Origin of the sequence: Marinobacter similis, assembly GCF_000830985.1 — a bacterium.
In the GTDB taxonomy this organism is placed as follows: Bacteria; Pseudomonadota; Gammaproteobacteria; order Pseudomonadales; family Oleiphilaceae; genus Marinobacter; species Marinobacter similis.
In genome coordinates this window covers 2,948,344-2,961,533 of sequence record NZ_CP007151.1, presented here as the reverse complement: position 1 = coordinate 2,961,533, position 13,190 = coordinate 2,948,344, and the positions used below count along the sequence as shown (strand labels likewise).

Sequence of the window (13,190 nt, the reverse complement as noted above, 5' to 3'; positions counted from 1 at the left end):
GATTCGACGCATGATTACACCCTCTCCGTTTTGCTGAGCCACATGTCCTTCATAGAACCGCGGGCTACTTGCATCGGATAGACGTGCTCAAAGCGATCAACGTAGATGTCGACAAACACCAGCTCGTCTTTCATCGCCAACACTTCTTTCAGCTTGGTTTCCAGATCGGCCTTCTTGTCGATCACCATGCCCTTATGGCCATACGCCTCTGCCAGCTTGGTAAAGTCCGGCAGCGACTCCATGTAGGACTGCGAGTGACGGGACTCGTAGTTCATGTCCTGCCACTGCTTGACCATGCCCAGGGCCTGGTTGTTGAGGTTGATGATCTTCACCGGAAGGTTGTACTGCTTACAGGTGGACAGCTCCTGAATATTCATCTGGATACTGCCTTCACCGGTGATGCACAGCACTTCATCGTCCGGGTGCGTCAGCTTGACGCCCATCGCCGCAGGCAAACCGAAGCCCATGGTGCCCAAGCCACCGGAGTTGATCCAGCGATTGGGTTTGTCGAACTTGTAGTACTGGGCCGCAAACATCTGGTGCTGCCCCACATCGGAGGTCACGAAGGCTTCACCGTTGGTGAGCCTGCACAGCATCTCGATGACTTCCTGGGGCTTGATCACATCGTCGCTGGTTTCGTAACGCATGCCGTGGAAGGCGCGCCACTCGTCGATCTGCTTCCACCAGGCAGCGATCGCATCCGCGTCCGGCTTTTCCTTACTTTCTTTCACCAGCGCCTGCATTTCTTTCAGCACCGCATCAACCGGCCCCACGATGGGAACGTCAGCATCCACAGTCTTGGAGATGGACGCCGGATCGATATCGATGTGAATGATGCGGGCGCCCGGACAGAACTTCTCGGTGGCGTTGGTGACCCGGTCATCAAACCGCGCCCCGACACAGAGAATCAGATCCGAGTGGTGCATCGCCATGTTGGCTTCGTAAGTGCCGTGCATGCCCAGCCAGCCAAGGTGCTGCTTGTCGCTGGCCGGATAACAGCCGATACCCATGAGCGTGTTGGTGATCGGGTAACCAAGAGTGCGAACCAGTTCGGTCAGCTGCTCAGAGGCCTTACCCAGAATAACACCGCCACCGGCATAAATGATCGGACGGCGGGCCGCCAGCATCATGTCGACCGCTTTCTTGATCTGACCGGCGTGGCCGCGAATGGCCGGGTTGTAGGAGCGCAGCTTGACCTTTTTGGGGTACGAATACTCGTAACGCTCGTTCGGCGTGGTCATATCCTTGGGGATATCAACCACAACCGGGCCGGGGCGGCCTGTGGCGGCAATGTAATAGGCCTTGCGGATCACCTCGGGAATGTCTTCCGGGTGACGAACGCTGAGGTTGTGTTTAACCACCGGGCGGGAAACACCGATCATGTCGGTTTCCTGGAAGGCATCCTCGCCAATCAGTGTGGACGCAACCTGACCGCACAGCACCACCATGGGGATGGAATCCATGAAGGCGGTGGCAATGCCAGTAATGGTGTTGGTGGCTCCAGGACCCGAGGTCACCAGTACGGTACCTGGTTTTCCGGTCGCACGGGCGTAGCCGTCGGCCATATGGACCGCAGCCTGCTCATGCCTGACCAGAATATGTTTGACCTTGTCCTGCCTGAACAGCGCGTCATATATATGAAGGGCTGCACCACCCGGATAGCCGTAAACGTATTCGATCCCTTCATCTTGCAAGGAACGAATGAGCATGTCGGCGCCAGACAATAACTCCACGATTTTCTACCCTCTTCCTACGAGTGAATGAGCCGGGGTACACCCGGTTGCCTGGATTCACGGTTTCCCTGCTTCTTGTGAAAGCGGAACCGGCTGCTCCTCCACACCTTAATAAGAGGTTGTCTCATGGCCAGCCGCCCTCCTGAGGGTTGCGGAGAACGGCCAATCAACGGGTTGCAAGTAAGCAACAACCATCCCGCGACGACGGCGCGGTGCGTTCAGTGTGGTGATTAACGGGGGTTACTCGCTCGGGATTGCCTGCCGTATTGACCCCAGTCCTCAGGCAATCGGTAATTCTGACAGCGGGAAACTCCCTGTCAATAGCCGTCACGCCTTTATTGCCCCTCCATCGCACCCTGATCGCACCCCAAAAAAGACGCCGGGCGACATTGTCTTGCGGAGTTTTGAACCAAATGGAAGAAAAATGCTGACACCGGTGGCATGATGTCCTTGAATACGTACTAGCACCGAGATGAATCCGGGCACACAGATTTTGATCTGCACCGGGTGCAGTAAACCTATGATGAGTGGACTCATGAATAAAAATATCCTGACGCTGAGCTTGTTACTGGCCGTATTACCAAGTGTCTCGATGGGCGCTTCCGTGTACAAATGGACTGACGAGAACGGAGTGACTCACTTTGGTGACCGCCAGCCGAACGGCGCGCAAGCGGAAAAGGTAAATGTACGGTCGGGAAGCGCCTCGCCGTCTTCGACCAACCGCCCAAGCCCGACGGAACGGGTCAATGCACTGGAAGAACAGGAGCAGGAAGCTGCGGAGCAACGACGTCAGTCGGCTGCCGAGGAGGCTCGACAGAAGCAGCGCGAAGCCAATTGTTCCACTGCACAAGCCAATCTTGACGTAATGGCTCGAAATGCCCGTATCCGGATTGAGGAAGACGGCGAACAACGGTACTTAACGCCGGAAGAAATCGCACAGAAACGTACTCAGTTTGAAGAGATCGTCACCGAGAGCTGCGGGCCTGAAGAAGGCTAAGAGACTGCTGACATCAGAAAAACGGGGACCGGATCAACGTCGATCCGGTCCCTACTCTGCTTAGGCCTTCGCAAACACCAGCTCGTGATCCTGAACCGTGGCCAGGATTGTATCCCCGGGCACGAAATCTCCGCGCAAAAGTTTCTGTGCCAGCGGATTCTCGATCATCCGCTGGATGGCACGTTTCAGGGGCCGCGCGCCGTAGACCGGATCGTAGCCAACCTCCGCCAGCAACTCCATGGCGGCGTCGTCCAGCGCCAACTTCATCTCCTGATCCTTCAGACGCTTGCCAAGAGCTCGATCTGAATCTTGGCAATGCCCTGGATCTGGTTCTCCGCCAGCGGATGGAACACCACCACCTCATCGACCCGGTTAATGAACTCGGGGCGGAAATGGGTGCCCACCACCTCCATCACGGCCGCCTTCATGGCCTCGTAATTTTCTTCACCCGCTTTCTGCTGAATGATGTCCGAACCCAGGTTTGAAGTCATCACGATAACCGTGTTCCGGAAATCAACCGTACGGCCCTGACCGTCGGTCAGCCGGCCATCCTCCAACACCTGCAACAGGATGTTGAAGACATCCGGGTGGGCCTTCTCAACCTCATCCAGCAGCAGGACCGAATAGGGCCTACGGCGGACGGCTTCGGTCAAATAGCCACCTTCCTCATAGCCGACATACCCCGGAGGGGCACCGATCAGCCGGGCCACCGAGTGCTTCTCCATGAACTCCGACATGTCGATGCGGACCATCGCTTCCTCGGTATCGAACAGGAACGACGCCAGCGACTTGCACAACTCGGTCTTACCGACACCGGTGGGCCCCAAAAACAGGAACGAACCGTTCGGGCGATTGGGATCGGACAGTCCAGCCCGGGAACGGCGCACGGCGTTGGACACTGCTTCCACTGCCTCGTCCTGGCCAATGACGCGATCGTGCAGCGCCTCTTCCATGCGCATCAGCTTGTCGCGCTCGCCTTCCAGCATCTTCGACACCGGAATGCCGGTCCACTTGGAGACAATCTCCGCGATCTCCTCGTCGGTTACCCGGTTACGGAGCAGTTTCATCTCCATCATCTCAGCCTGGCTAGCCATATCGAGCTGACGCTCTAACTCCGGAATCTGGCCATACTGAAGCTCCGACATCTTGCCCAGATCGCCGGCCCGGCGGGCGTTTTCAAGATCAATGCGGGCCTGTTCCAGCCGACTCTTGATCTTCTGGGAGCCGTGCAAGGCCGCCTTCTCGGTGTTCCAGACTTCTTCCAGATCGGCGTATTCGCGCTCGACACCGGTAATGACACCGGACAATTCTTCCAGCCGCTTCTTGGAGGCTGAGTCGGTTTCCTTTTTCAGCGCTTCCCGCTCGATCTTGAGCTGGATCAGCCGGCGCTCGAGGCGGTCGAGGGCTTCGGGCTTGGAGTCCATCTCCATGCGAATCTGGCTCGCAGCCTCATCCACCAGATCAATGGCCTTGTCCGGCAACTGCCGATCAGCAATGTACCGATGCGACAGCTTGGCCGCAGCAATGATGGCACCGTCAGTCACCTCGACCCCGTGGTGCACCTCATAGCGCTCTTTCAGTCCCCGCAGGATGGCAATGGTGTCTTCCTCGCTGGGCTCACTGACCAACACCTTCTGGAACCGGCGTTCAAGCGCGGCATCCTTCTCGATATTCTCGCGGTATTCATCCAGGGTGGTGGCACCGACACAGTGCAACTCGCCGCGGGCCAACGCCGGTTTCAGCATATTGCCGGCGTCCATGGAGCCTTCCGCCTTGCCGGCACCAACCATGGTGTGAATCTCATCGATGAACAGGATGATCTGCCCTTCTTGCTTGGACAGTTCATTCAGAACCGCCTTCAGGCGCTCCTCGAACTCACCCCGGAACTTGGCACCGGCGATCAGGGCGCCCATATCGAGAGACAGCACTTTTTTATCTTTCAGGCCGTCGGGCACTTCGCCATTGACGATGCGCTGGGCCAGACCTTCAACAATAGCGGTCTTACCCACACCAGGCTCACCGATTAGCACCGGGTTGTTCTTGCGCCGGCGCTGCAACACCTGAATCGTGCGACGAATCTCGTCGTCCCGACCAATCACCGGGTCCAGCTTGCCTTCCTCGGCACGTTCGGTCAGATCAATGGTGTACTTGGACAGTGCCTGCCGGTTCTCCTCAGCGCCTGCGTCGTTCACCGCTTCGCCGCCGCGGGCCTCATCAATGGCCTTCTCCAGGGCCGCCTTGTCGACGCCCTGCTCGCGCAGCACCCGCCCCAGCGTGCCGCGGTCTTCCAGGGCCGCCAGCAGCATCAGTTCGCTGGAAATGAACTGGTCCTTGCGCTTCTGGGCAAGCTTGTCGGCAATGTTGAACAGGCGCCCCATGTCGTTGGACATGGAGACGTCGCCGGCCGAGCCCTGAACTTCCGGCAGATGCTCAAGCTCACGGGCAATGGCCTGGCGAATACGCCCGGGCTCTGCCCCGGCCTGCTTCAGCAAAGGCTGTATGGCACTGCCGTCCTGATCCAGAAGCGCCTGCATCAGGTGAACTGGCTCAATAAAGTTGTGATCCTTGCCCACCGCAAGCGATTGAGCATCCGCGAGGGCGGTCTGCAACCGGCTGGTCAGCTTATCGATTCTCATAGGTTCTTTTCCCCGATTCGTAGGTCCGGGATGTCGGCCGAGCTCTGGGCTGGACCAACTTCCGCACTGCTTTGAGTTTAATGTAGGGGCAAGCGTGGGGACTTCAAGCGGCCGGGGCACGAAGCCATCAAGAAGTTGACCGGGGTCATCCAACCCCGGCAACGGGTTTTCAGGGCTCGAGCCAGACCAGGGTTGCCATACGACCAGTCTGGCCGTCTCGGCGGTAGGAGTAGAAACGCTGGGGATCAGAGACGGTGCATAGATTACCGCCGTAAACGGCAGTGACACCGGCCTTTTCAAGCCGCTGCCGGGCCAGGCAATAAATATCTGCCACGAAATGCCCGGAGCGGGCACCGGATGTCGAAAAAGCCTCGGCGGCTCTATCGTCGGCTGCCATGAACGCGTCCCGGACTTCTGGTCCCACTTCGAAGTGCGCGGGACCAATGGCCGGACCCAGCCAGGCAATGATTTCGGTTGATGGAGCGGTGAAGCTAGTCACCACCTGTTCCAAAATTCCGGCACATAGACCACGCCATCCGGCATGGGCAGCCGCCACCTGCGTACCGGCTCGGTCACAGAGCAGCACGGGCAGGCAGTCGGCGGTCAGGATGGCGCACACCTGCCCGGCCTGAGCCGTGATGGAGGCATCCGCCTCCGGAATGCCATCAACCGGCAAGGCCACAATCTCAGTGCCATGCACCTGCGACAGCCAGCCAAAGGCGCCCTGCTCAAGCGCCAATTCGCTGGCCAGCCGACCTCGATTCACGGTGACGTGTTGCGGATCATCCTGCACATGACTGCCAAGTTCAGCGAGTGCCACGGAGGCTGGCTGACACCGCCGAGCCGGGTGGTACTGGCCGCCCGAACCCGATCAGGCGCAGGCCAGTCCGGCCGGATCAGGTCCAGCTCAGAAGTCATGGTTTTCCAGGTCTTTGACATGCTTTCGAAGCGCCGCCATCAGTTCCACCATATCCTCGGGCACAGGTACCTCCCAGGACATAGTCTCTCCAGTTTCCGGGTGCTCAAGGGTGAGCTGACGGGCATGCAAGGCTTGCCGGTTAAAGGCGGCCAGAGCCTCCCGGAGCTCTTCGGTGGTGCCTTTGGGCAAGCGCAGCCGGCCGCCGTACATCGGGTCGCCCACCAGGGGATGCTTCACATGAGCCATGTGAACCCGAATCTGATGGGTACGGCCGCTCTCGAGCTTGCAACGAATGTGCGTGTGCGCGGCAAACCGCTCAACCAACCGATAGTGCGTCACTGCCGACTTGCCGCTGGGAACCACCGCCATTTTCTTGCGCTCACGGGGGTGACGGCTAATCGGTGCGTCCACCGTTGCCCCGCCGGTCAAGGTGCCAACGACCACGGCATCGTATTCCCGGCCCATGGTCCGAGTCTGCAACTGATCTACCAGGGAGGTGTGGGCAACCAGACTGCGCGCCGCCACCATGACCCCCGACGTGTCTTTGTCCAGACGGTGCACGATACCGGCCCGGGGCAGGTTCTCCACTTCCGGTGCGTAGTTAAGCAGCGCATTCACCAGAGTGCCATCGGCGTGGCCCGCGGCCGGGTGCACCACCAGGCCAGCCGGCTTGTTGATCACCAGCAGATGCTCGTCTTCATAGACGATATCCAGCGTGATCTCCTCGGCCTGCCAGCTCACTTGGCTTCGGGCTCGGCATCCAGCTCCAGGCGGTCATCAAGCATGACCTTGTCCCGAGGCCTGCGCTTCTCACCATTAACGGTCAGCGCGCCACTCTTGATCCAGTTTTGCAGCCGCGAACGGGAATGCTCGGGCATCAGGTCAGCCGCAGCCTGATCCAGACGCCGGTCACTCAGTTCTGGTGGCACCACAAAACTGGCGGTAATTCGATTATCAGATGACATTAAGCCCCCGGGGCCGGTGTGTGTTACGTTTCACAAAGAATTTTTCGAACATTTTTTCAAAGAAAGAGGCACAGTCTGCACATGCGGCTTCTTCCCCGCTACAATGGCGGCTCTTTTGAACTTATCGACATTATACGGGAATCCGGCATGAGATCAGTTGTCCGTTTACTGCTACTGGCCACTCTGATGGTTTTGGTCAGTGCCTGCGCCTCCAACAAGCAGGAAGAAGTACTGCCGGAAGAGACCTATTACGAGAATGCCCGCGAGGCTATGAACTCGGGCAATTTCAACGAAGCCGAGGAAAATCTCGACGCACTGGAAACCTATTATCCGTTCGGGCGCTATGCCGAGCAGGCTCAGCTGGACCTGATTTACGCCCGCTTCCAGAATCTTGACCTGGAAGGTGCCCGAGCCGCGGCCGACCGCTTCCTCCGCCTGAACCCGCAGAGCGAGCACGCCGATTATGCGTTGTTCATGCGCGGGCTGGCATCTTACAACCTCGACCTTGGCCTGGCGGCCCGCTATTTCCCGGTCGACGTCTCCGCGCGGGATCCCGGTGAACAAACCCAGGCCTTTCGGGATTTTTCCGAACTGCTGAACCGTTATCCGGACAGTGAGTACGTGGCCGATGCCCGCCAGCGAATGATTGCCATCCGGAACAGAATGGCGGCGCTGGAACTTCACGCGGCACGTTATTACATCAAGCGGGAGGCTTACATCGCTGCGAATAACCGGGCGCGCTACGTGGTTGAGAACTACCCGACGTCACCGGTGGTCGAAGAGGCGTTGATCATTATGGCAGAGACTTTCCGCTTCCTGGATCTGAAGAAAGGTGCGAGGGATGCCATTGCCCTGCTGAAAACCAACTTCCCCGACAGCGAGGCGCTCAACGAAGACGGTGAGCTCGTGGCTGACGTTCTGAAACGGGAGGACCGGTCACTGACCAGCGCTATCACCTTCGGCCTGATGGGCGACGAGTAACCTCGCCGCCCGACCCTTGCGTCACTTGCCGCTTTTCCATCCATTGGTGATGGGATAGCGGCGATCCTTGCCAAAGCCCCGCTCAGTAATCCGCACGCCAATCGGCGCCTGCCGACGCTTGTACTCGTTGATATCCACTAGCCGGATCACCCGGTCCACGTCGGCACGCTCAAACCCTTCGGCCACAATGGCATCGGCGCTGAAATCCCGTTCGACATAAAGATTCAGGATCTGATCCAGCACATCGTAGCCCGGCAGGCTGTCTTCATCTTTCTGGTCCGGCGCCAGTTCCGCCGATGGCGGACGGGTAATGACCCGCTCCGGAATCACCGGTGACACGGTGTTGCGATAGGTCGCCAACCGGAACACCAGGGTCTTGGGTACGTCCTTCAGAACGTCGAAGCCGCCAGCCATGTCCCCATAAAGCGTGGAATACCCGACTGCCATCTCACTCTTGTTACCAGTGGTCAGTACCAGTGAGCCAAACTTGTTGGACAGCGACATCAGCAAAACGCCCCGCAGGCGCGCCTGCAGATTTTCCTCGGTGGTGTCCGGACTGGTGCCCTCAAACGGTCCGGCCAACCCGGCCATAAACGCGTCGTACATGGGTTCAATGGAGAACACGTCATACTGGACCCCGAGCGCCACCGCCTCGGCTTCGGCATCTTCCAGGCTCATGCTGGAGGTGTAACGGAACGGCATCATCACCGCCCGGACCCGATCCTTACCCAGGGCATCAACAGCCACGGCCAGTGTTACCGCGGAATCAATACCGCCAGACAGTCCGAGCACCACCGAGCGAAAACCATTCTTGTTGACGTAATCCCGGACACCGGTCACCAGTGCACTGTAGACATTGGCTCCAGAGAAGGCTCGGCCGGCAGCGGCTGGGACACTGGCTGGCAGTGGTGCTCACACAAGAAATCGACCGGGAACAGGCCGTTGCTGAATTGGGGCGCTTCGCAGCTGATCTGGCCGGAGTGGTCGAACACCATGGAGCCACCATCGAACACCAGCTCATCCTGGCCACCAACGAGATTGACGTACACGATGCTGACCTGATTCTCCCGGGACTTACGCTCCAACAGAGCTTTGCGGCGCGCCTGCTTATCGATGTCGTAGGGCGATGCGTTGAGGTTCAGGATCAGTTTGGCACCGGCGGCGGCTGCCTCTTCCACCGGGCCATCCTTCCAGATGTCCTCACAGACCGTGATGCCCACCGGGACGCCACGAATATCCAGGGTGACCACATCGCGGCCTTCGGCGAAGTAGCGCTTCTCATCGAACACCTGATAATTAGGCGGAAAGCGCTTGAAATAGCGACCGGTCATCGCGCCGGCATCAATCACCACTGCGGCGTTGTATAATAGCGCGCCCTCCCGCAACGGGGCTCCAATGACAATGGCCGGCGCCAGATTCTCCTTCTGCAGGCGCTCCAGAGCCTCAAACACCCTCACTTCCAGGCTTGGCCGGAGCAGCAGATCCTCCGGTGGATACCCGGTTAAACACAGTTCGGGAAACACCACCACATCCGCCTCGTGCTCAGTGGCAGCACGCTGAGTGGCCTCGATGATCAGGTCCGTATTGCCAGGGATGTCGCCCACCAGAAAATCCAGCTGCGCCATAACCACCCGGAGTTTCTTTGGGGAAAGTTGAGGGGAAGATACACTCCCGGAAACGGACATAAATCGGCTCCTGTAACTCATTGCCACGAAAAGGCTATTATAACCCCGCAAGCGCGAGGATTTCTTCCGACCACCAGCGGATTCCGGTAAATCATGACAGCAACACAACAACAAAAAGCTGAGCTCGGCCCCGTTTCCCCGTCCGATCAGCAACAGCAGAAGCTGTTTCGCATCTACAACCATTACCGCCTGGTCGTCAGCCTTATCCTACTGGGGCTGCTATTTGTTGAGCCCGTGAACCTGGACTCCAGTTTCCGTCTGTTGGACTACTACCAGGCTGGAGTAGCCGGCTATTTTGGCCTGAATGCTTTCGTCGCCCTGCTTATCCTGGCGGGGTTCCTGCCCAGTCGCCGCCACATTACGCTTTCGATCCTGCTCGATGTTTTGATCATGCACTGGCTGCTGCTAACCAGCACCGGCATCACCAACGGCCTGGCCAACCTGGTGATCGTATCTGTGGCTGCGGGCAACATCCTGACACCCAGCCGAATGGGTTTTTTCTATGCCGCGCTGGCGGCCATCTGCTCGCTCGGCATTTCCGGGTGGGCGGTGCTGGCGCTGGACGAGCACGCGGATGACATTGTTCGAGCCGGCTCGCTAGGCATTCTCTATTTCGCAGCGGCTTTTGTGCTGCAATCAATCTCCAAGCGCATGCGCAGCAGTGAAGCACTTGCCAGTAGCCGCGCCCAGAGCCTTGCGGAACTTGAACGGATCAACCAACAGATCATCCAGCGCATGCGCACAGGCATCTTGTTGCTCGACCGATCCGGCCAGATCCGGCTGGCAAACGCGGCGGCTGAGGAACTGCTGTTTGGTGAGCCCTCCGCTGACAGGACGGAACAGACGGAGGGGACACGCATGCTCCCCCAAGCGCTAAAACTAGGCCTTGAGTCCTGGCTTAGGGACCCGACCCGCCGCATCGAGCCATTCCGGCCGTTCCAGACCTCCCCCATTCTGCAGGTCAACTTCACCCAGCTCGACCAGGAACGAGGCGATCAGATCCTCGTATTCATCGAAGACATGAGCAAGATCACCCAGCAGGCCCAGCAAATGAAGCTGGCCTCCCTGGGGCGCCTGACTGCAGGTATCGCCCACGAAATCCGCAACCCATTGGGCGCGATCAGCCACGCTGCGCAGTTGATGGAGGAATCGCCGCATCTGGATCAGGGCGACCTGCAGATGCTGGACATCATCCGGCGCCACTCGCGACGCGTGAACGGTATTGTGGAAAATGTTCTGGACCTGTCACGCCGACGGACCGCCAATGCCGATTTAATTGACGTTTCCGACTGGCTGAAAGAGTTTAAAGAGGATTACCTGCAAACCCAGGAAGAATCAGCCGGCTCAATTATTGATCTGAGCCTTGCCCCCAACATACCCCCTGCCCGTTTCGACAAGAGCCAGATCGAGCAGGTGATGGTTAATCTGTGCGACAACGGCCTGCGCTACAGCCAGCAGCAAACCGGCCAGCGCCGTATCGAAATTCGCGGAGGCGCAACCGTGGACGGTGAACGAGCTTACCTGGATGTGCGGGACACCGGCCCGGGCATCTCGCAAGAACACCAGGGATCGGTTTTTGAGCCGTTCTTTACCACCGACAAAAGCGGCACCGGCCTCGGTCTTTATCTGGCCCGGGAACTGTGCGAGGCTAATCAGGCCCACCTGTCTTTGGTGGACGACAATCAGCCCGGCTGCTGTTTTCGCATCACTTTTGCGCACCCCGGGCGGCTGATTTAATACGGCGCCTGCGGATATTGCGCGCCTGCACAATAACAGGGAAACGACACACGACGATGACCACTCACACCGCGCTGATTGTTGACGACGAACCAGACATTCGGGATCTGCTGGAAATCACCCTGACCCGCATGGGTATCAAGGCACAGACCGCTTCGGACCTGACCAGTGCCCGAAAACTGCTGGACGAACAAAGCTTTCACCTGTGCCTCACGGACATGAACCTTCCTGACGGCAATGGCATCGAACTGGTGCAGTGGATCCAGCAACACGCGCCCGCCACCCCAGTTGCCGTGATCACCGCCTACGGCAATATGGATACGGCCATTCAGTCCCTGAAAGCCGGGGCATTCGACTTCGTATCCAAGCCGGTGGAACTACCCCGCCTGCGGGAATTGGTAAACAGCGCCCTGCGATTGTCGCAGCCCAAACCCGAACAGGACGACGCCGCCGATGAGCCCGGATTGCTGCTGGGCAACTCACCCCAGATCAAGAAACTGCGCAACCAGACCCGCAAGTTGGCCCGAAGCCAAGCACCTGTATTCATCAGCGGCGAATCAGGCAGCGGTAAGGAACTGGTCGCCCGGATGATTCACCTGCAGGGGCCACGGCGTGAGGGTCCTTTCATTGCGGTGAACTGTGGTGCGATTCCGTCGGAGCTGATGGAAAGTGAGTTTTTTGGGCATAAGAAGGGTAGTTTTACTGGTGCCATCGAAAATAAGGACGGTCTGTTCCGCTCCGCTAACGGAGGTACTCTATTCCTGGACGAAGTCGCAGATCTCCCCCTAGCGATGCAGGTAAAATTGCTACGCGCTATCCAGGAAAAAGCAGTAAGGCCTGTGGGTGATACCAAAGAGGTGGCAGTGGATATTCGGGTGCTGAGTGCCACCCACAAAAATCTGCCCGATCTGGTCCAGGAGGGAAGCTTCCGCCAGGATCTGTATTACCGAATCAACGTCATCGAACTTGCTGTGCCGCCGCTGCGGGACCGAAGTGATGACATTACCTTGCTTGCGGACCACATCCTTGAGCGAATTGCGGGCGAATATGAGTGCAATCCGGCCAGCCTGACCAAGGCTGCACTGCAACACCTCCAGAGCTACGATTTCCCAGGCAACGTGCGGGAACTTGAGAACATTCTGGAGCGGGCATTCACTTTGTGTGATGACGATGCGATAGATGCGGACGATCTTCATCTCGGCAATGGGACCCCGTCATCTGCGTCATCCCTTAATGGCGATACCGGATCAGTAGGCGACAGCAGCATCTCGGTGCCGGAAGGCGAGATTGACCTGGAAGGCTATCTCGAAACGATCGAGCGACAGACCATTGAAAAAGCTCTGGAGGCTACCCGTTGGAACAAGACAGCGGCGGCCAAGCGCCTGGGGATAAGCTTTCGGGCGTTGAGATATCGGTTGAAGAAGCTCGGAATGGAGTAATGCTTCACAAAACGAGGAGCTCACCGGTTTTTATCGGCTTATCTGAGTAAACTCTCTGTGCCGCCTGGCAAGACGCCGGGTTCAAGTCAATCAGTTAC

Annotated in this window: 6 protein-coding genes and 3 pseudogenes; 4 read left to right on the top strand and 5 right to left on the bottom strand. The window is 58.4% G+C overall.

Annotation, left to right across the window (positions count from 1 at the left end; all coding sequences use genetic code 11):
• Positions 1 to 14: 14 nt before the first annotated feature.
• Positions 15 to 1,733: an acetolactate synthase 3 large subunit gene (locus AU14_RS13740; protein WP_041341686.1), complete on the bottom strand. Its 1,719-nt coding sequence runs from the start codon at positions 1,731 to 1,733 to the stop codon at positions 15 to 17.
• A gap of 535 nt (positions 1,734 to 2,268) precedes the next feature.
• On the opposite strand from AU14_RS13740, the gene AU14_RS13735 reads away from it, so the two are divergent.
• Positions 2,269 to 2,730, top strand: a complete 462-nt coding sequence (locus AU14_RS13735; RefSeq protein ID WP_041341683.1) for a DUF4124 domain-containing protein — start codon at positions 2,269 to 2,271, stop codon at positions 2,728 to 2,730.
• 60 nt (positions 2,731 to 2,790) lie between these two features.
• Here AU14_RS13735 and clpB read toward each other — a convergent pair.
• From clpB to rluD, 3 genes and pseudogenes are all read right to left on the bottom strand, one after another.
• Positions 2,791 to 5,366, bottom strand: a pseudogene (clpB, locus tag AU14_RS13730) (ATP-dependent chaperone ClpB).
• Between the two features lie 169 nt (positions 5,367 to 5,535).
• A complete protein-coding gene (pgeF, locus tag AU14_RS13725; RefSeq protein ID WP_330217907.1) occupies positions 5,536 to 6,186 on the bottom strand; it encodes a peptidoglycan editing factor PgeF in 651 nt (216 codons plus the stop codon).
• Positions 6,187 to 6,273: 87 nt separating this feature from the next.
• Positions 6,274 to 7,250: pseudogene (rluD, locus tag AU14_RS13720) on the bottom strand (23S rRNA pseudouridine(1911/1915/1917) synthase RluD).
• Positions 7,251 to 7,397: 147 nt separating this feature from the next.
• Here rluD and AU14_RS13715 point away from each other — a divergent pair.
• Positions 7,398 to 8,231: an outer membrane protein assembly factor BamD gene (locus AU14_RS13715; protein WP_041344007.1), complete on the top strand. Its 834-nt coding sequence runs from the start codon at positions 7,398 to 7,400 to the stop codon at positions 8,229 to 8,231.
• Positions 8,232 to 8,252: 21 nt separating this feature from the next.
• Here the strand turns inward: AU14_RS13715 and AU14_RS13710 are convergent.
• Positions 8,253 to 9,916 (bottom strand): annotated as a pseudogene (locus AU14_RS13710) (NAD+ synthase).
• Positions 9,917 to 10,009: 93 nt separating this feature from the next.
• On the opposite strand from AU14_RS13710, the gene AU14_RS13705 reads away from it, so the two are divergent.
• Positions 10,010 to 11,653, top strand: a complete 1,644-nt coding sequence (locus tag AU14_RS13705; RefSeq protein ID WP_041341680.1) for an ATP-binding protein — start codon at positions 10,010 to 10,012, stop codon at positions 11,651 to 11,653.
• Between the two features lie 56 nt (positions 11,654 to 11,709).
• Positions 11,710 to 13,092 carry a sigma-54-dependent transcriptional regulator gene (locus tag AU14_RS13700; protein WP_041341677.1) on the top strand — a complete coding sequence of 461 codons (1,383 nt, stop codon included), beginning with the start codon at positions 11,710 to 11,712 and terminating at the stop codon, positions 13,090 to 13,092.
• Positions 13,093 to 13,190: the final 98 nt, after the last annotated feature.